A 20172-nucleotide genomic window follows, 5' to 3' on the forward strand; every position below is an offset into this window, starting at 1 on the left:
TTTATCATGGACGATATTAATTTTTTCGACAAAGTATACCAGGTGGCCCGGCTCATCCCGGTGGGTAGGGTAACCTCTTATGGCGCCATTGCCAGCTATCTGGGAACCAAAGGCTCATCGCGCATGGTTGGTTATGCCATGCAGGCGGCGGGCAAAGTGGTGCCTAAAGTACCCGCGCACCGGGTAGTGAACCGGCAGGGCTTGCTTACGGCTAAATTTCATTTCGGCGGCAACCTGATGGCCGAACTGCTGGAAAGCGAGGGCGTGAAAGTAATTGACGACCAGGTGCAGGATTTTAAAACCGTGTTCTGGGATCCGAATATCGAGCTGGCTTTATAATAGCTGCAACAGTTCCATCCGGTTACCGAACGGATCAATGAACGCAAAACGTTCGCGGCCAGCAATCGTGGGTTCTTCCAGTATTTCTAATCCATGGTTTTCCAGGTATTTGCGCGCGGCCAATACATCGCTAACCTTAAATGCCGTATGCCTGATAGAACGCGGCAGACTATCCTCTACCCCGATGTGCAGTTCAATATCCGCTATCCTGAACCAGTAACCTGCTGAAGAAAATACGGATGGACGCTCAATTGGTTCCAGACCAATAGTGTTGGTGTAAAACAGCCGGGCTTCTTCCAGCCTTTCGGGCGGAACACAGATGTGTATATGGTCGGCGCGTTTAAAGTTGATCATGGGCTTATGCTTGATAAAAATTCTACAGGTATAAAAAAGCCGCCTTCTTTACCCTGATGATCCAAAGATAAAAAAGACGGTCCTGAAATATAGGTCAGCTACCGGAAAATATAATTAATGCCTGCCTGGAATGCAGATTGATCTGCCGAATAATAAATGTATTTGGTGAGTGATGATGGCAGCCAGTAAGTTCCGTAAACTTCTATGCGTTTATTGATCTGTACGCCTGCTTTTACCGGCACTGCGAATTCAAAGCCCTGAAAAACGGGGTATTTGCTTTGACTTACCGTGGTTACAGTGCTAAAGTGATAAATGGTGGCATAATTGTAATTATTGTATTTATAAATATTCATGGCCACGCCAACATCAATAAAAGCTTTCAGGTTATCGGTAGAGTAAAAGTTATACATTACCTGCGGTATGGCAGCAAAGTGGTATATCTTAACATCAAGCGTTTTTGTAGTGGTGTATTCGCTTGATCCCTCAGAAAAATGATAACTGTTGATGGCTGCGGCTAACTCCAGTCTGAAAAGTAACTTCTCTGTATACTTATTGATCAGGACATCCATCCCGGCTGTAATAACCGGCGAAACGGAATTGTCATGTATGCCGTTGCTAAACGGACCGGCAGCGCCCGCCGAACTGTTAAACTGAAGCTTACTGTAACGTACCCCTGCCCCTGCAAAAAAACGAACGCCTGAATTGGAGTGGACCGACTGCTGTGTTGCGTTGCCCCCATTTAACGCGATGGCAGCTGCTGTAAGGTCTGTTTCGGAATAATCAGTCTTCTGTATCCTTGTAAGAATTTTAGTATCACCGGGCTGATATTGATGAGCTAACCTGAGTAATTGGTTGATATAGCTGTTAACGTTGGCAACAGATTGGCGATCCTCGTTGAAATACAGGTATTGCTTTAGGTTTTCAATAGTATGGCTGTGTTTGTCAAAAATATAGTAGCTCGATTTAATTTTGTCGGTCCACATATAAAGAGAAACGTTTTTACCGTTAACCAGGTTTTTTAAGAAAACAGTGTCGGTTGTATAAGCTGTATCAAGCGAGTGACTTAGTTGGGCCAGTTCAATCGTACTGGTACTTATGTTAAGGGTAAATTTGTCATAATACTCTGCTCCTGTTATAGCAAAGCCGTTGGCGTTTGTTACCGTAAATTTTTGCGGAGAGGCCGTCTGTGTTTGTTTAAAGGAGATTTCCCGGGGATTTTTTATCCACTCACGGTAATCTACAAACCCTTTAAGGGTATCGTTTTTACTGTCAATAACATAACCGGGCTTAAAATTGCTTTGTGCGTGTAAATAAAGGGAAGCCTGTGATAATAAAAATGCAAGGCAAAATAATCGTTTCATTTATAAGAATTAGGTATGTAAAAGTATATTAAATAAAACATAGTAATGCTATTAGCGAAAATTTCCTCAGAAAATTTGAGACCAGCGCTATTTAAATGCTAATTAATTTAGTAAGTTTGTATGAGTAACAGCCTGGCCTTTTATAAAGTCAGGCTGTTTGCTTGAAAGAAAAAGGTAACAAAAAAAAGCCGACGGTTTGATATTTAGATTATTGATTGGTAGTTATTTGTACTTTTTAAACCTTTCAAAACGCATTAAAAATTGTTAAAAGAGTTAAAAGAAATGTTTTTGAGTAAGTTTTAAGCAGTTTTTGATTCGTTTTGACAGAGTTTTTGAGCCAAAAAATGTTAAAATCATAACTTTAAAAAGTTTTACAATCACCAATTCACTAACTCAATAATTCACTAAATAAAAATTCCGTGGGAAAACTTGTAGAAGAATTTGACGCCTATCGTACTAAAATGAACGACAGGATCATGGAAACCGCCAACACCAATATTAAACGTTTTTTTGCGCTGGATACCACCAGTTACGCCGATGGTGCGCTGGATGTTAAAACCAAGGAAATGCTGGCCTGGTAGCCAGTATGGTTTTACGCTGCGACGATTGTATCAAATACCATTTGGGCAAATGCCATGAAGCTGGTGTAAACAACGAGGAAATGAACGAGATATTTATGATAGCTAACCTGGTAGGCGGCTCTATCGTAATCCCCCACTACCGCAGGGCGGTGGAGTATTGGGATGAGTTAAGTCTTGAGTCATAAGCAGGGAGTCTTAAGTCTTAAATTAAAGTTCAAAAGTATGTCTTCGTTTAGAGATTTGATAGTTTATAAGAAAGCATTTTCTTTATCGATGGAAATTTTTTGGCTGACGAAAGATTTTCCCAAGGAGGAAACTTATAGTTTGATTGATCAAATAAGAAGATCGTCGCGATCAGTATTTGCATCTATTGCGGAATCATATAAAAAGCGGAAATACCCTAATCATTTTATAAGCAAGCTTACAGATGCGGAAATGGAAAATGTAGAAACGCAAGCGTGGCTTGATGCATCATTAGCTTGTAAATATATTACAGCTGAGACATTCCAGGGACTCAATAAACAAAGTGAAGAAATATCTTATTTATTAATTTACATGATGAATAACCCTGAAAAGTTTCAATAGGCCTAATCCAGTTAAAGCTTTTCTTAAAACCACAATAAAATGACTTCTGACTCAAGACTTTCGACTTCCGACTTAAAACGCTGTTCCTGGGCTGGGACTGATCCGCTGTACATGGAGTACCATGATAAAGAATGGGGAAAAGAAGTCCATGATGATAAAACCCTGTTTGAATTCCTGATACTTGAATCGGCACAGGCGGGGTTAAGCTGGATCACCATTTTGCGTCGTCGTGAAGGCTACCGGAAGGCCTTTGCCGATTTCGATGTAAAAAAAGTAGCCTCTTTTACTGATGAGGACGTGGAGCGACTGATGCAGGATACCGGCATTATCCGTAACCGCTTAAAAATTCTGGCTGCTATCAACAACGCGCAGTTGTTTATTAAAGTGCAGGAAGAGTTTGGCTCATTTGATAAATATCTGTACAGTTTTATGCCTGATGGTAAGCCCCTGATCAATCACCCTGAAAAAAATATACCTGCCAGTACACCCATATCCGATGCCATTAGCAAGGATATGAAAAAACGGGGCTTTAAATTTTTCGGCACCACCATTTGCTATGCGCACATGCAGGCTACCGGAATGGTGAACGATCACCTGGCCAGCTGCGACTTTAGGTAGCATTAATTACATGAATGATATCGAATTACACGAATTAATTATAGAGCTGATAAATGATTCCTTTGTGCCTATAAATACTATTTTTGCATATAACCATTGTGCCCTAAATTCGTGTAATTCGAATAAATAAGTGCAATAAGTGTAAAATATCAATGAAAAAACTATTTCTTTTGGATGGCATGGCCCTTATTTACCGGGCGCATTTTGCATTAAGTAAAAGTCCGCGGTTTACCTCGAATGGCTTAAACACTTCGGCTGTAATGGGTTTTACCAATACCTTGCTGGATGTTTTGAAAAAAGAAAAACCAACACATATGGCCGTGGTATTTGATACCGAAGCGCCAACCGAGCGCCATACCGATTATGAGCATTACAAGGCCCACCGTGAGGCCATGCCCGAGGATCTGTCCAAGGCGCTGCCCTATGTGATCAAGGTGATACTGGGTTTCAATATTCCGGTTATTACTTCTGACGGTTATGAGGCTGATGACATTATAGGTACCCTGGCCAAAAAAGCCGAACAAAAGGGCTACCAGGTGTACTGTATGACCCCAGATAAGGATTTTGCCCAGCTGGTATCCGAAAATATCCGTATCTATAAACCAGCCCGCATGGGTAACGAAATGGAGATCCTGGGCGTGAAAGAGGTATTGGAGAAATGGGAAATCGAACGCGTAGAGCAGGTTATTGATATTTTGGGCTTATGGGGTGATGCGGTTGACAATATCCCCGGCATCCCTGGCATCGGCGAAAAAACAGCCAAAGCCCTCATCAAACAATATGGTTCGATGGAAGAGATCATTGCCCATAGCCATGAGTTGAAAGGCAAACAGCGCGAAAACGTGGAGCAGTATGCCGAACAGGGATTGTTGTCTAAAAAGCTGGCTACCATTCTGCTGAATGTTCCGGTTGAACTGGACGAAGAAGGACTGCAAATGGGCGAACCAAGCAAAGATTTGCTGGAGCCGCTTTTTGCCGAGCTGGAGTTCCGCACCTTAGGCCGGCGGGTTTTTGGCGACGATTTCAGCGTGACCGAAATGAAAGCCGTATCGGTACAAACCGATCTGTTTGGCGAACCGGTAGCTACCGCCCGTACCACCATGACTGTTGATGTGGAGGACATTTATGAACCGCCTGCTACTGCTGCTAAAAATATCGACAACGTACCGCATGAATATCACCTGGCTGATACACTGGAGAAACGAGCAGAACTTATAGCTACATTGCTTAAACAGCAAACTATTTGCTTTGATACCGAAACTACAGGTACCGATGCCAACCATTGCGAATTGGTGGGACTATCCTTCGCGGTAAAACCGGGCGAGGCCTGGTATGTGCCCGTTCCCGAAAATCAGGACGATGCCAAAAGTATAGTGACTGAATTTAAGCCGGTGCTGGAGCATGAAGGCATCAGCAAAATTGGGCAAAACATTAAATTTGATATCCTGATACTCAAATGGTATGGTGTTGAAGTAAAGGGCGCGTTGTTTGATACCATGATGGCGCACTATGTGATCGATCCGGATACCCGCCATGGTATGGATATCCTTTCAGAAAATTATCTAGGTTATAAACCGGTTTCCATTACTACGCTTATTGGTCCGAAAGGTAAAAACCAGGGCAATATGCGCGATGTGGAGATAGAAAAGATCAAAGAATACGCCGCCGAAGATGCCGATATTACCTTACAGCTTAAAGATATTTTTGAACCTAAACTGAAGCAGGTAGAAAGCGAAAAGCTGATCAACGAAATTGAGCACCCGCTGATATATGTGCTGGCTGATATGGAGTTTGAGGGCGTAAAGATTGACCATGATACCCTGCGCGAATTTTCCAAACAGTTGGAAATCGATATTGCCGGCTTTGAAAAAACAGTGTATGAAAAGGCAGGCGTAAGATTCAACATCGCATCGCCAAAACAACTGGGTGAGGTACTGTTTGAAAAACTGATGCTTGACCCTAAAGCCAAAAAAACCAAAACCGGTCAGTATCAAACCGGCGAGGATGTATTGTTATCCCTTGCTGCCAAAAGTGATATTGTCAGGGACATCCTGGATTTTCGCCAGTTGCAAAAACTCAAATCAACCTATGTAGATGCGTTGCCGACGATGGTAAATCCTAAAACCGGGCGTGTGCATACCTCCTACAACCAGGCAGTGGCCGCAACCGGCCGTTTGAGCAGTGTGAACCCCAACCTGCAAAATATACCTATCCGTACTGAGCGTGGCCGTGAAGTGCGCAAAGCTTTTATTCCGCGTGATAGCGGGCATAGCATTGTATCGGCGGATTATTCGCAGATAGAGCTGCGCATTATTGCCGAGATCAGTAAAGACCCTAACATGATGCAGGCCTTTATTGATAACCTGGACATTCACACCGCCACGGCTGCCAATGTATACGGAGTGGCATTAAATGAAGTAACCAGCGACCAGCGCCGTAATGCCAAGGCAGTGAACTTTGGTATCATTTACGGACAATCGGCATTTGGCTTATCGCAAAACCTGGGTATCCCGCGTAAAGAAGCCGCCGACATTATTGAGCAGTATTTCGCGCAATTCCCAGGTATTAAGCAATACATGACCGATACTATGAACTTCGCCCGCGAAAACGGTTATGTATGTACACTGATGGGCAGGCGTAGGTACCTGCGCGATATCAATTCGGCTAATGCAACCGTACGCGGTTTTGCAGAACGAAACGCCATTAACGCCCCCATACAAGGTTCGGCAGCTGATATGATCAAGATAGCCATGATCAACATTCACCGGGAAATAAAAGCCCAAAAGCTGGATGCCAAAATGACCATGCAGGTACATGATGAGTTGGTGTTTGATGTGCCCAATCATGAAATTGAGCTTATTAAACCCATCATTATGCACCATATGAAAACCGCTATTAAAACCGAAGTGCCTATTATGGTGGAAATTGGTACGGGATTGAACTGGCTGGAAGCGCATTAAAATAGAATCAAGAGATAAGGAACTCTTTCGCAGTTGTGGATGATGTATCATCAATGGGAAAAAAGATTTATTGGCGTGGGCAAGGCTATAACTCGACTATCCTAAAAAATTATTCCTAATTCATGAGTATCCAATTAAGACGGCATATTGAACAGATAATTACGCTTACGGACGGAGAGTTTGATTATGTGCTGTCTCACTTTAAGCATAGGAAGTTTAAAAAATACCAATACCTTATACAGGAAGGTGACCAGGTGCCAAATGATTTTTTTATACTGAACGGACTGTTAAAAGCATCCCGAACAGATGAGCAGGGTAAGGAGTTTATTGTTCAGTTTGCGGTTGAGGATTGGTGGATTTCTGACCCCCAAGCTTATCATAACCAAACTGTCGCTACGCTGAATGTCGTATGTCTTGAAGACTGTGAAACACTTTCGTTATCCTTGCAAAATAGGGAGAAACTTTGTGCGGAACTACATAAAATGGAACACTTTTTTCGAAAGAAAACAACAGCAGGATACGTTGCCCTTCAAAGGCGCATACTATCACTTATCAGCACCAATGCAAAACAACGTTATGAACTGTTCGTACAGCAGTATCCCAAACTGGTACAGCGTGTTCCCAAAACACTGATCGCCTCCTACCTGGGTGTGACACGTGAAACCCTGAGTCGCCTGGATTCGGACTAGTGTGATATTTATCACGTGTATTTTGTGAGGTTTGTCCTTTAAGGGCAAAAGGCGTTGCACGAGTTTTGTGTTATGGAAAATTCTGCAATTACACAAACCTCAAAGGCGGGTAAGATTCCGTCGGCATTATGGGCGCTTACCATTAGTGCGTTCGGGATAGGTACCACAGAACTGGTCATCGTTGGCCTTTTACCTACCATAGCGCGAGATCTGAATACATCCATTTCGTATACCGGCTTATTGGTTACACTTTATGCTATGGGAGTTGCCCTCGGCGGGCCGATACTAACTGCACTTACAGGAAAGATAGCGCGAAAGAAACTCTTACTCGGCGTTATGATCTTATTCATCACAGGCCATGTACTGGCGGCTCTTGCACCTGGGTTTTTTGTATTGGTACTTGCTCGCATATTGTCCGGCTTCGCCCATGGTGTTTTTTTTGCTGTTGGCGCAACAATAGCCGGGAGTCTTGTATCTGCCGATAAAAGAGCCACCGCCATTTCGATCATGTTTGCCGGGCTAACCTTGGCTATGGTCACCGGGGTGCCGTTAGGTACTTTTATCGGTCAGCATTTTGGCTGGCGTGCCACCTTCGCCGGGGTAGCTTTGCTTGGTGTCATAGGCTTTATCGCCAATTTTTTATTGCTGCCTCCAGACATACCTATGGGACAACCGCTAAAATTAAAAGACCAATTCAAGGTATTGCAAAATGGCCCAATTTTGCTGGTCCTTGCCATCACGGCGCTGGCCTTCGCAGGTACTTTTACCGCATTTACTTATCTGGCTGTTTTGTTGGGGAAATTGTCGAACTTTTCCGAAAATGAAATAACCATTTTGCTTTTAATATATGGTATAGCTATTGCATTGGGTAATATCATCGGCGGCAGGGCTGCCAATAAAAAACCAATAAAGGCTCTTACTATTATGTTTTTGCTCCAGGCCGTCGTGCTTATAGTATTAACATTTGCAATTCCCTATAAAACAACTACGAGTATCACCCTGTTTTTTATGGGGATACTGGCATTCTCTAATGTACCCGGCTTACAATTGTATATCGTTCAACTGGCAGAAAAATACCTGCCCGGAACACAAGATGTAGCATCCGCTCTAAATATTGCTGCTTTCAATGTAGGTATTGCCGTTGGGGCTTATGTGGGTGGAATAGTAATAGACTCTTCATTAGGTGTAGGCGCTACACCGTGGATCGGAGCCATCTTTGTAGGAATTGGCTTAATACTCAGTTTTGTTAGTTGGCGGAATAAAGAATAATTAAAAAAACTAACATTGATAAGCTGTAGCCAATAGCTGACGACAATTTATTTAGGAATAATAAGAGCTTTTAGAACCGCAAAGCCCGCTTAGTTTATCCAAAGTCTCAATCCGGTATTGGCTGTTTTCTGTGTTTTTGGTGCAAATACCGCAAAGTAAGGTGCAAAACCTTAGTAAGTTTTTTACAATAATCTGTCTAAATTTCAAAAACTATATTAATTCTTATAGGTTTCTCTTTTAGCAATCTTTGCTTAAATTGAACCAATAAAACCTTAATGAAAATATTCCATCTGAGTGCCGAATGTTACCCCGTTGCCAAAGTTGGCGGACTTGCTGATGTGGTTGGGGCATTACCCAAATACCAAAATCAGGCGGGTTTGCAGGCAGCCGTTGTGATGCCTTTTTACGACCGCAAATTCACCCGTGAAAACGAATTTGACGTAGTTTTCAGCGCCGCTACTCTGCTCGGCACCCGCAGGCTTTTTTTTGAAATACTAAAAGAGAAAACGGATAAACTGGGCTTTGAATTGTACCTGGTAAAAATACCCGGACTGCTTGATCGTGAAAACGTATATAGCTATCCGGATGAACGGGAACAGTTTATCGCTTTTCAGCTGGCTTTTTTAGATTGGATAAGTTATAGCGGGCAAACACCCGATGTGATCCATTGTCATGACCATCACTCCGGCCTGGTACCGTTCCTGCTGTACCACTCCAAATTATACCAGCGTTTGGCTAATACGCCTACGGTATTCACCATCCACAATGGGCAGTATCATGGCGCTTTTGGCTGGGATAACCTGTCGTACTTACCCGAGATTGACCTGACAAAAACAGGTTTGCTGGATTGGGCCGGAGGCATTAACCCACTGGCAGCGGCAGTAAAATGCTGCTGGAAATATACTACGGTATCGCCCACTTACCTGCATGAGCTTACGGTAAATTCAAACGGATTGGAGTATCTGTTCTGGACAGAAAGGATTAAAGGTTATGGCATTATCAACGGTATTGATACCGATGTATGGAACCCGCAAACGGATGCCATGATAGCCACAAAATTCACAGCCAAACAAATAGCTAAAGGAAAACAGGCTAATAAAAATGCGATCTGTGAAAGGTTTGCGTTGGATGCTGTTAAGCCTCTATTTGTGTTTATTGGCCGATTGGTAGTTGAAAAAGGAGCCGACTTGCTACCTGAGGCCATTGAACGGAGTATCAAAGATAATGAGGCGGAGGCCAGCTTCCTTATCCTGGGCTCGGGTGATAAGGAGATGGAAACCGCCCTGCTGGAATTGAAAGATAAATATCCCGGCTTCTGCAATGTATTTATCGGATATGATGAAGCATTGGCCCACCTGATTTATGCCGGTGCCGATTTTTTACTGATGCCGTCGCGCGTGGAACCTTGCGGTCTTAACCAGTTATACTCTTTAAGATACGGTACTATGCCGTTGGTTAGAAGCACAGGCGGCCTCATTGATTCGGTAATTGATTTTGGCGATGAGGATGGCTATGGTATCCGTTTTAATAATGCCAGTGTTGATGACATTGTCTATGCTATCTTCCGCGCCAATGTACTTTATCAAAACCCGGCTCAATTGCAGCAGTTGCGCAAACGCATGATGGCACTCGATTTTTCGTGGGACCGTTCGGCAAAAGAATATATTGATCTGTATGAAAGTTTAAACCCTACGAGATATGACATCTAAAGTAATTTCAATTGTACTTGGCGGTGGCCAGGGCAGTCGTTTATCCCCCCTTACGGCAACACGCTCAAAACCCGCGGTTCCTATTGCCGGCAAATACCGGTTGGTTGATATTCCTATTTCCAATTGCCTGCACTCGGGAATTACGCGCATTTATGTATTAACGCAATTTAACTCGGCGTCATTAAATAAGCACATCAAAAACACCTATCATTTTAGCAGTTTTAGCGATGCTTTTGTTGATATTCTGGCAGCAGAGCAAACACCAACAAGCGGTGCCTGGTTCCAGGGTACAGCCGACGCTGTAAGGCAAAGTTTGCACCATTTAGCCGTGCATGAGTTTGATTATGTGCTGATCCTGTCGGGCGACCAATTATACCAGATGGATTTTGAGGAAATGATCAACCATCATATGGATACCGGTGCCGATATTTCCATAGCCACCATTCCGGTCGACGCTGCAGATGTTCCGGGATTCGGCATATTAAAAACAGATGAAAACAGCATGGTGACCGCCTTTATTGAAAAACCAAAATCAGATTTTGAAAGCTGGGCATCAGATGTAAGCGACGAAATGAAAGCCGAAGGCCGCGTTTACCTGGCCTCCATGGGTATTTATATATTTAACCGTAAACTTTTATATGATCTGCTGGAAGGGAATGATCGTACCGACTTTGGTAAAGAGATCATCCCGCAATCTATCAATGAATATAAGGTAGCCAGTTTTCAATATGAAGGCTACTGGACAGATATTGGTACTATACCATCGTTTTTTGAGGCCAACCTGGGTTTAACAGATGATATTCCTAAGTTTAACCTTTTCGGCGAAAATCATATCTACACCAGGGCTCGTATGCTGCCGCCGTCAAAAATATCAGGTACAACGATGGAAAAATCCATTATTGCCGATGGATGTATCATTAATGCTAAACGGATTACACGTTCGCTGATCGGTATCCGTACGCGTATTGGGGTGGAAACTATTATTGAAAACTGCTATGTAATGGGTAACGACAGTTATCAAACCTTGGAGCAAATAGCCGAACTGAAATTAAGCAAAACACCAATAATGGGCATAGGCGAGCGGTGCCAGATCAGGAATGCCATTATTGATAAAAACACCTACATTGGCAACGATGTTAAAATAAACATGGGTAAAACACTGCCCGACGGAGATTTTGACACCCATACGGTACAGGATGGCATTGTGGTGATCAAGAAACGTGCGGTTATACCCGATGGTACAATTATTTAATTAAAAATTAATACAAACAATTCATGCTTGATTTGTTATAGATAAAATAACCATTTAAACGGAACAAGTATGAAAAAAGCAATTTGTATGATCGCTTTAGCGGCGATCTCTGCCAGCACTGTTTTTGCGTATGCCCCAGTAACTAAAAAAACGGATGGTACCATGCAAACGGATACCACCAAGAGCAAGAAAAAGTGGAAACACAAAAAAGAAAAGAAAGATTCTACTAAAAAAGATACCACAAAAATGTAGTGATCTTTTTTCACCAACAAAAAGGCCTTCTGATGTTTTCAGAAGGCCTTTTTGTTGATGAATTCCCAGGTCATCCTGTCCGCCGTTTGGCAAATTAGGACCTCACAGGACAGGTTAATTGCCCTGCATATGGTATGCCGAAACAAGTTCGGCACAACGGTTTTATAGTTTTTTACAACTCGATAGTTTCACCAATCGCAGGCAATTTCAGATTAAGACCAGCCTTAACAAATTTTTCCCTTACCTCATCTTTATTGATCACGATAACCGGGAACGAATCATAGTGCATCCCTATAATGTTTTTACAGTTAATAAATCCGCTTGCTTTGATGGCGTCATCGGCACCCATGGTATAGTTGTCGCCAATGGGTAAATAAGCCCAGGCCAGGTTATCATCGGCCAGCAATTTCATATCATAGGTAAGCGCGGTATCGCCGGCAAAGTATATGTTTTTACCCTCATTGGTATAGATCACAAAGCCGGCAGGGTTGCCGCCCGGCGCACCATCGGGCATAGTGCTGGAGTGTATAGCATTAACCATTTTAACACGCCCGAACTCGAAATTAAAGCCACCGCCAATATTCATACCATGCACATTGTCAATTCCTTTGCTGCCAAGCCAATTAGCGATCTCGGCTATACAGATCACCTTGGCGCCGCTGTTTTTTTGAACCTCGATCAGATCCGCAACATGATCGCCATGGCCGTGAGATACCAGGATATAGTCGGGCTTAATAGTGCTGATGTCGATGTGTTTAGCCAGCGCGTTATGGGTAATAAATGGATCAAACAGCAGTTTTTTGCCGCCGGTTTCTATCTCCACGGTCGATTGTCCATAATAAGTCGTTTTCATGTCAGTAGTTGTTTATTTGAATGAATCAAAGCTAAATACTTATAACTGAATGTTGCAACACATAAGTGCCTCATTGCAGAAAAGTTACAAAGATGATGCCCTTTTTGAGGGTTAGCTCATGAAAAAGACTTTACTCGAAGTGGCTGTCATGCTGAGCTTGCCGAAGTATGGTGGGCAGGCCTCTGCGCTCAACCCTTCGACGGAGCTCAGGGTGACATCTCTTGCAGTCGCCTCAGGGTCTCTGGCAGAGGACCCTGAGGCAATATAGTTAAGACAGAAGCAAACTCAGGGGGCTCTTTCAAGAGACTCAGGGTGTGTTTACATATAAACGCGCTATATTGAGACGAAGCGTATTTAAATATTTGATAATAAATAAATTACAAAAATGTTAACCGTAAACATGTAAACCTACTTTTGGGGCTTTATTGACCAAACATACCACCCAGGTTACCCAACATGCTCTTGGTCATGGCGGCCATTTCGCTCTGGCTTATATTTTCGGCCTGGTCCAGCGCTTTATTAATAGCTACTACCAGTAACTCTTCAAGCTCTTCCTTATCGGCATCGGCCAGGAAAGCATTATCGATATGTATGGATTGTACTACTTTATTGGCATTCGCGGTAACGGTGATCTTACCGCCTTCGGCCACGCCTGATACGGTGATACCGTCCAGTCGTTTTTTTACTTCACCAGCCTTTTGCTGGGCTTCCATTAATTTATCAAACATATTTTTTGATTTTAGATTTCAGATGTGCAAATATGCAGATGATTTTCAAACCATTTAAATCACATCAATTTTCATTCCGGTTCGATCATCTGCACAACTGAAATTTGCATATCTGCACATCCGGTCCTTAATCATCAGTTGTTTCGCCATTGCCGCTATAAGCGCTTTTACGTACAATGGGCATACCGGCAGCTTTAAACAAGTCATCCAGTTTTAACAGGCTGCCATTGGCTAAATTAGTTAACAGCACAATGGTGATATCGTTTTTCATATCGCGCAAATAAATATGCCTGAAACCGTGCCACCAACCGGTATGATAAATAACCTCCTGCCCTGGCGCGGTGAACGTACGCCAGCCGTAGCCATAACTAAAGTGGCCATGCACCATCGGGTTGCGCGGCACATAAGCCGAATCAAGCGTGGCCTGCTTTAATAAACGACCGGCACGCAAAGCGCGATCAAATAAAAACAGGTCGCCAACGGTGCTGTAAATGCCTTTGTCGCCTACAGGGCCGTCCAGGAAATTTTGCGCTACAGAATACCGCCACTGCCCGCGATCGTGTCCTACTACATCAACCGGTATTTTGTCGTACACGGCTTTGGAATATACATGGGTATGCGCCATGCTGGCCGGTTTAAACACATTTTCCTGCATAAATTGCGCGTAGCTCATACCGCTCACCTTTTCGATGATAGCACCCAACACCATAAAGTTGGAGTTGTTGTACAGGAAACGTTTGTTAGGTACGTTGAATGGCCGCGGTTTATAGTCGGCTATCATTTTCATGGCCTCGGCATTGGTGAGGCCTTTTTTCTGATTCAGATGCTGACTGCGGTATATATCGTCAATAAAATATACGTAGTTCATCATGCCCGAGCGGTGAGTAAGCAGCAGGCGTATGGTAACACCATTATACGGGAAATCGGGGAAGAATTTCTTTACATCATCGTCCAAGGTGAGTTTGCCGCGCTCCAATAGCATTAAAATGGCGGTGGAGGTCATGGTTTTAGTAACTGATGCAAGTTCAAATTGAGAGCCGATTTTCAGGCTGTCGCGGTGCAGATAATCGGCCCAGCCTATCGCGTTTTCGTATACTATCTTACCTTTTTTGGCCACCAGCACGTTGCCGTTAAAACCACGGGTGCGGTGAAGCTCTTTCATCACTTCGTCTATCTTTTTATCGGCATTTTTGGGGTTGTAAGCCAGCAGGGCGGCGGTATCTAAAGGTTTGCTTTCGGCAGGGCTTACACTTTTATTTTTATCATTGTTTTTTGACGAACAGGATGTTAATATCAGCAGGGAGGCGGTAAGGGTTAAAATGCTTTGGTACACTAATCTCATAAATGAATTTCTCAACTTAAACGAATGCGAAAATTAGAAATTATAACGCAGGTATGAATTAAAGTTTTAATTTTTTCTTTAAAGTAGATTCTCTTTGTATGTTTAGCTATGGATTTAGGTAAAAAACTCAAACTCATTATCCTACTTTTATTGTTTTCGGTTGCTGCCTCTGCGCAGAATGCAGATGTAAGCGCTTCGATAAAAGAAGGAATTGAGTTGAACAACGCGCATAACTACGCGGGTGCTATCGAAAAATATAAGCAAGCCCTAGCTTTCGATCCCGAAAATACCCAGGCTAATTACCAGGTGGCGTTTTCATTATTTTCATCGGGTAAGGGTACGGACGGAATTCCGTATTTAGATAAAGTAGTTAAAACAAACAACAATTTTACCGGACCGGCATATGAGCTCCTGGGAAGCATTTATGATGCTGCCAAACAACCCCAACAAGCCATAGATGCCTATAAAGCCGGTATAAAAATAAAGCCAGATTATCAGCCTTTGTACTTTAACATCGGGCTGGCCTATTTCCGGGCAGCTAAATATGCTGATGCGGAGCAGGCCGCGATTGAAGCCATCAAGCTTGATCCAAAACATGCTAACAGCCAGCGTTTGTATGCCCTGGTAACCTTTCATCAAAACAAACGGGCTCCCGCCCTGCTTGCCCTGTGCAATTTTTTATTGCTGGAACCCGATGGGCCACGATCTGCAGAAGCTTATACCAATATGCAAAGTATTTTAAAAGGCGGAGCGCTAAAAACAGAGAAGAAAACCGATGCTGAGAACGTTGCTTTAAATAAAGCCATAGCCACCGCGACAGCCACTACCGATAACAGAAGATACGCCTCTCCTGCCGATCTGCTGGCAGCCCAGTTGAAGGCGATATTTATGGCCATTGGCCAGCTATCCCAAAAACAAACCGGGAATGATTTCTTCCGAAATTATTATGCGGCATTCTTTTACAAACTGGCTCAAACAGAACACATGCCCGCCTTTGCCCGGTTGATGGATCTGAGCGCTAATAAAGCCGCCGATAATCAATGGCTGCAGCAAAATGAGGATAAGCGGAAGGCATTGGAAGCATGGGTGATGGCTGCGGAAAGAAAGTTTTAGGATATAATAGCATTAAGCTTTAGAGCGTTATATGTTATAAAACTTAGACCTATGAAACCTCTTATTCTACTGTTCCTGCTTTTTATGGGATACACTGCTGTTGGTCAGCAAAAGCTGAACTTGGCATTGAAAAAACAATTAGATAGTGCTCTGGTGCTTGATCAGAAGTATCGGGAGATCCTAACACTGCTGATGGATCCTAAACAACGCGATTCTGTGGCCAAAAAATTATCGCTCAGTGCTGAGCAAGCTAATGGGTACTATTGGAAATTGCAAAATAAAGCTGACTCGGCAAATGTTGTTTTTGTAGAAGATGTTTTTAAAAAATACGGTTACCCGGGGAAATCACTCGTTGGAGAACCAACCAATGAAGCAGCGTGGTATATTATACAGCACTCATCCAAAATAGATAAGTATTTACCCGTAGTGAAAAAGGCTGCAGATAAGGGGGAGTTACCTTACAGATTGTATGCGATGATGCTTGACCGGCAGTTGTCCAACCATGGTCAGGAGCAGATCTATGGTACTCAAGCTGTTTGTCGCCCACTTAAAAATGGGAAAAATATCGGTTGTTTTATATGGCCGATTAAGGATCCTTCAGGGGTAAATGCCCGCCGCAAAAAAGCGGGTTTCGACCAAACGGTTGAGCAGAATGCTAAAAGATTGGATGTGGATTATAAAGTGATAAGGATAGAGGAAGTTAGATAATCTCCTGTATTAAAAAGATTACGCTTAGCCGTTCCCTTGCATCATATAAAACCATAACTTTGCCCTGCTAAAATTTTAATACTACCATGAGTTTCAGAACCGAACACGATACCATGGGCGAGGTACAGGTACCTGCCGACAAATACTGGGGAGCACAAACAGAGCGTTCACGCAATAACTTTAAAATTGGTCCGGAGGCATCTATGCCCAAAGAGATCATTGACGCGTTTGCTTATCTGAAAAAAGCTGCCGCTTATACTAATACCGATCTGGGTGTATTGCCTGCCGAAAAACGCGACCTGATAGCGCAGGTTTGTGATGAAATCCTGACTGGCGCTTTAGCCAGCGAATTTCCGCTAGTGATATGGCAAACCGGCTCGGGCACACAATCAAACATGAACGTGAACGAGGTGGTGGCCAACCGCGCCCACGTATTGCAAGGTAATAAACTGGGCGAAGGCAAAACTTTCATCCACCCTAATGATGACGTAAACAAATCGCAATCATCAAACGATACCTACCCAACTGCCATGCACATCGCGGCCTACAAAATACTGATCGATGTAACTATCCCCGGTATTGAAAAACTGCGCGATACCTTGCAGGCTAAAGTAGAGGCATTTAAAAATGTAGTAAAAATTGGTCGTACCCACCTGATGGATGCTACGCCATTAACACTTGGTCAGGAGTTTTCTGGTTATGTATCGCAATTGAACCACGGCTTAAAAGCCCTGCGTAATACGTTGGATCATTTGTCTGAACTGGCTTTGGGTGGTACCGCTGTTGGTACAGGTATCAATACCCCTAAAGGCTATGATGTAAAAGTAGCCGAATACATTGCCAAATTCACCGGTCTGCCGTTTATCACTGCCGAAAATAAATTTGAAGCCCTTGCTGCACATGACGCCATTGTGGAGAGTCATGGCGCATTGAAACAGATAGCCGTATCATTAATGAAAATAGCTAACGATATCCGGATGCTGGCTTCGGGGCCTCGTTCAGGTATTGGTGAGATCCATATTCCTGATAACGAGCCGGGATCATCCATCATGCCGGGTAAAGTTAATCCGACCCAAAATGAGGCGGTTACCATGGTGGCAGCCCAGGTAATGGGTAACGATGTGGCCATATCCATTGGCGGATCAAACGGCCATTACGAACTGAATGTATTTAAGCCGGTAATGGCTGCCAACTTTTTACAGTCGGCCCGCTTAATTGGGGACGCCTGCGTTTCTTTTAACGATCACTGCGCAGTTGGTATTGAGCCTAACTACGAAGGCATTAAAAAGCACCTGGAGAATTCACTGATGCTGGTTACCGCGCTTAACCCGCACATCGGTTATGAGAACGCGGCCAAAATTGCCAAAACAGCCTTAAAAGAAGGTACATCACTACGCGAAGCTGCCATAGGCCTGGGCTTGTTAACCAACGAGCAGTTTGACCAATGGGTGCGCCCCGAAGATATGATAGGTTCATTAAAATAACCTCACCCCAACCCCTCTCCAAAGGAGAGGGGCTTTTTATTTACTGCTTTTATAGCAAATTTATGTTAAAGCCTTTTAGCATTTACTTTCCCTTCCTGGCTTTTCGCTTTAAGCTTTCTGCTTTTAGCTTACTTATTGCTTTAAGCTTTCTGCTTTTAGCTTTCGGCTCCTGTACCATAAACCCCGATAAGCAAAAGCCTGGCGAAAAATATATTCAGGGCGAATGGCGGCAGGACTCGGTACCGGCGCAAAAGCGGTTGGTTTCCTATTCGCTTTATGATCTTAAATTCAGCTGCGATTCGTTCTTTGTTAAGATCAGCTCCTATAGTAAGGTAAACTATGGAGCCGATAGTTGTATGAGCAGCGGCCGCTGGGCCGAATACATCAAAGGCACCTACACGCAAAGGCAAGACACCCTGCATCTAAAAGGGGAATTTTGCAATGCCGACGGCAGTTATAAAGACGAGAAAGGTTGTTTCCGCTCCGGCGATTATGAAGAATATTTTAAGGTGAAACAAAAAACCGACTCACTTATCCAATTTGCCAGCACATCCAACGTTATACCCATCAACGCCCATCTAATTAAACGAACAAGTTGCACACCAAAACCATTGTAACAATGCAAACCCAATTTTTCAAAAAGATCACCCTGCTTATTGCCGTATTTTATATTCCATTGCAAAGTATGGCCTGGGGCCCCACAGGTCACCGTGTTTGCGGACAGATAGCGGACAGCTATTTAACGCCCAAAGCGCGCAAAGCTATACAAGCCATTTTGGGTTACGAATCTATTGCCATTGGCAGTAACTGGGCCGATTTTATTAAATCAGACCCGGCCTATAACTACATGTACAACTGGCATTTTATCGATCTGGATAAAGCATACACCTACCCGGAATTGCAGGCCTATTTAAAAGCAGATACAGCTACCGATGCCTACACCAAAATGAATTTTTTAATAGCGGAGTTAAAAAAGCCAGGACTTGCCAAGGCTAATAAATTGGTTTACCTGCACATGCTGATCCATATTGTGGAGGATGTACACCAGCCGCTGCATACCGGCCATACCGGTGACAAGGGGGGTAACGACGTTAAAGTGCAATGGATGGGCAGAGAAAGCAACCTGCATTCGGTTTGGGATAGCGGCCTGATAGATTTTCAGCAACTGAGCTATACCGAATATTCCGCTATGATCAATCATACTACAGCTGCAGAACGGGCCAAATTACAAAGCGCCCCCATCAGCGAATGGCTGTTTGAAAGCAATCAACTTGCCGAAAAACTATATGCCGATACCAAAACCGGAGATAGCCTGAGCTATAAATACAATTTTAAATATATCGATATACTGAACCATCAGATGCTGAAAGCAGGCGTACGTCTTGCCGGTGTATTGAATAAGATATTTGGATAATTTTTTAAGCTAAAGGCCGAAAGCTTAAAGCAAAAAGCTTTTGGCCTTCGGCTTTGCGCTTTAAGCTTGATAGAATGAAGATACTAATGGTTTGCCTGGGCAATATATGCCGTTCGCCGCTGGCAGAGGGGATTATGCAGCACCTGAGCGATGAACAGGGTTTAAACTGGACGGTCGATTCGGCTGGTACCGGTAGCTGGCATGTAGGTGAAGGGCCTGACAGGCGTTCTGTTCGTGCTGCACGTAACCATGACATCGATATCAGTAAGCAGGTTTGCCGTCAGTTTAAAACAAAAGATTTTGATCGTTTCGATCATATTTTTGTGATGGATAAAAACAACCTGAACGATGTGCTGAACATGGCCCGTAACGATGATGACGCCCAAAAAGTAAAACTATTACTTGGCGATAAAGTAGTACCCGATCCTTATTATGATGATACCCAGTTTGAGCCCGTTTTTGAACTGATTGAAGGTGGTTGCAAGGATATTATTAGGGAGCTGAAGGGGAATTAATAAACGCGTCATTGCGAGGTACGAAGCAATCTCTATGCTTTATAGG

20 protein-coding genes and 1 pseudogene are annotated in these 20172 nt (G+C 43.5%); 16 read left to right on the forward strand and 5 right to left on the reverse strand.

Features of this window, described 5'->3' with window-relative positions; genetic code table 11:
- Nucleotides 1–6 precede the first annotated feature (6 nt).
- Nucleotides 7–339, forward strand: a complete 333-nt coding sequence (locus tag ACNURT_RS03270) for an MGMT family protein (RefSeq protein ID WP_419700530.1) — start codon at nt 7–9, stop codon at nt 337–339.
- On the opposite strand, the gene ACNURT_RS03275 is transcribed toward ACNURT_RS03270, so the two are convergent.
- Nucleotides 334–693, reverse strand: a complete 360-nt coding sequence (locus ACNURT_RS03275) for a VOC family protein (RefSeq protein ID WP_419700531.1) — start codon at nt 691–693, stop codon at nt 334–336. The two genes, ACNURT_RS03270 and ACNURT_RS03275, sit on opposite strands and share 6 nt — an antisense overlap.
- Nucleotides 694–791: 98 nt before the next feature.
- The gene (locus ACNURT_RS03280) at nt 792–2054 is read right to left on the reverse strand and encodes a hypothetical protein (protein WP_419700532.1); all 1263 of its coding nucleotides are present in this window, start codon (nt 2052–2054) and stop codon (nt 792–794) included.
- A gap of 419 nt (nt 2055–2473) precedes the next feature.
- Between ACNURT_RS03280 and ACNURT_RS03285 the strand changes: the two are divergent.
- From ACNURT_RS03285 to ACNURT_RS03325, 9 genes and pseudogenes are all read left to right on the forward strand, one after another.
- Nucleotides 2474–2820, forward strand: a pseudogene (locus ACNURT_RS03285) (carboxymuconolactone decarboxylase family protein).
- A gap of 37 nt (nt 2821–2857) precedes the next feature.
- Complete coding sequence (locus tag ACNURT_RS03290; RefSeq protein WP_419700533.1) at nt 2858–3220, forward strand: four helix bundle protein; 363 nt, start codon at nt 2858–2860, stop codon at nt 3218–3220.
- Nucleotides 3221–3259: 39 nt separating this feature from the next.
- Nucleotides 3260–3838 (forward strand): DNA-3-methyladenine glycosylase I, encoded by a 579-nt coding sequence (locus ACNURT_RS03295; RefSeq protein WP_419700534.1) that lies wholly within the window; start codon nt 3260–3262, stop codon nt 3836–3838.
- Between the two features lie 152 nt (nt 3839–3990).
- On the forward strand, nt 3991–6798 hold the full coding sequence (gene polA / locus ACNURT_RS03300) for a DNA polymerase I (RefSeq protein ID WP_419700535.1): 2808 nt from the start codon (nt 3991–3993) through the stop codon (nt 6796–6798).
- A gap of 122 nt (nt 6799–6920) precedes the next feature.
- Entirely contained in the window at nt 6921–7487 is a 567-nt protein-coding gene (locus ACNURT_RS03305; protein ID WP_419700536.1) for a Crp/Fnr family transcriptional regulator, read from the forward strand.
- 72 nt (nt 7488–7559) lie between these two features.
- Nucleotides 7560–8756: an MFS transporter gene (locus ACNURT_RS03310; RefSeq protein WP_419700537.1), complete on the forward strand. Its 1197-nt coding sequence runs from the start codon at nt 7560–7562 to the stop codon at nt 8754–8756.
- Between the two features lie 275 nt (nt 8757–9031).
- On the forward strand, nt 9032–10465 hold the full coding sequence (locus ACNURT_RS03315; protein ID WP_419700538.1) for a glycogen synthase: 1434 nt from the start codon (nt 9032–9034) through the stop codon (nt 10463–10465).
- Nucleotides 10455–11717 (forward strand): glucose-1-phosphate adenylyltransferase, encoded by a 1263-nt coding sequence (locus ACNURT_RS03320; RefSeq protein WP_370999294.1) that lies wholly within the window; start codon nt 10455–10457, stop codon nt 11715–11717. Before ACNURT_RS03315 ends, ACNURT_RS03320 begins: the two co-directional genes overlap by 11 nt.
- Before the next feature lie 69 nt (nt 11718–11786).
- Nucleotides 11787–11969, forward strand: a complete 183-nt coding sequence (locus ACNURT_RS03325; protein ID WP_419700539.1) for a hypothetical protein — start codon at nt 11787–11789, stop codon at nt 11967–11969.
- Between the two features lie 172 nt (nt 11970–12141).
- Here ACNURT_RS03325 and ACNURT_RS03330 read toward each other — a convergent pair whose 3' ends face one another.
- The 3 genes from ACNURT_RS03330 to ACNURT_RS03340 all read right to left on the reverse strand — a co-directional run bounded on the left by ACNURT_RS03330 (nt 12142) and on the right by ACNURT_RS03340 (nt 14892).
- Nucleotides 12142–12822 (reverse strand): metal-dependent hydrolase, encoded by a 681-nt coding sequence (locus ACNURT_RS03330; RefSeq protein WP_370999435.1) that lies wholly within the window; start codon nt 12820–12822, stop codon nt 12142–12144.
- Nucleotides 12823–13244: 422 nt separating this feature from the next.
- The gene (locus tag ACNURT_RS03335) at nt 13245–13550 is read right to left on the reverse strand and encodes a YbaB/EbfC family nucleoid-associated protein (RefSeq protein WP_370999436.1); all 306 of its coding nucleotides are present in this window, start codon (nt 13548–13550) and stop codon (nt 13245–13247) included.
- 127 nt (nt 13551–13677) lie between these two features.
- A complete protein-coding gene (locus ACNURT_RS03340; protein WP_419700540.1) occupies nt 13678–14892 on the reverse strand; it encodes a serine hydrolase domain-containing protein in 1215 nt (404 codons plus the stop codon).
- A 108-nt stretch (nt 14893–15000) separates the two neighbouring features.
- Here ACNURT_RS03340 and ACNURT_RS03345 point away from each other — a divergent pair, with 108 nt between their 5' ends.
- The 6 genes from ACNURT_RS03345 (at nt 15001) to ACNURT_RS03370 (ending at nt 20126) form a co-directional block, all read left to right on the forward strand.
- Nucleotides 15001–16005, forward strand: coding sequence for a tetratricopeptide repeat protein (locus ACNURT_RS03345; RefSeq protein ID WP_419700541.1), 1005 nt, complete (start codon nt 15001–15003; stop codon nt 16003–16005).
- A gap of 51 nt (nt 16006–16056) precedes the next feature.
- Nucleotides 16057–16713, forward strand: a complete 657-nt coding sequence (locus ACNURT_RS03350) for a DUF6624 domain-containing protein (RefSeq protein WP_370999439.1) — start codon at nt 16057–16059, stop codon at nt 16711–16713.
- A gap of 86 nt (nt 16714–16799) precedes the next feature.
- Nucleotides 16800–18197 carry a class II fumarate hydratase gene (fumC, locus tag ACNURT_RS03355; RefSeq protein ID WP_370999440.1) on the forward strand — a complete coding sequence of 466 codons (1398 nt, stop codon included), beginning with the start codon at nt 16800–16802 and terminating at the stop codon, nt 18195–18197.
- Nucleotides 18198–18259: 62 nt separating this feature from the next.
- Nucleotides 18260–18814, forward strand: coding sequence for a fumarate hydratase (locus ACNURT_RS03360; protein WP_419700542.1), 555 nt, complete (start codon nt 18260–18262; stop codon nt 18812–18814).
- Nucleotides 18815–18816: 2 nt separating this feature from the next.
- On the forward strand, nt 18817–19611 hold the full coding sequence (locus tag ACNURT_RS03365; protein ID WP_419700543.1) for a S1/P1 nuclease: 795 nt from the start codon (nt 18817–18819) through the stop codon (nt 19609–19611).
- A gap of 74 nt (nt 19612–19685) precedes the next feature.
- Nucleotides 19686–20126 (forward strand): low molecular weight protein-tyrosine-phosphatase, encoded by a 441-nt coding sequence (locus tag ACNURT_RS03370; RefSeq protein ID WP_419700544.1) that lies wholly within the window; start codon nt 19686–19688, stop codon nt 20124–20126.
- The last annotated feature ends 46 nt before the right edge of the window (nt 20127–20172 follow it).

Source organism: Mucilaginibacter sp. NFX135 (assembly GCF_048565145.1).
Classification (GTDB): domain Bacteria; phylum Bacteroidota; class Bacteroidia; order Sphingobacteriales; family Sphingobacteriaceae; genus Mucilaginibacter.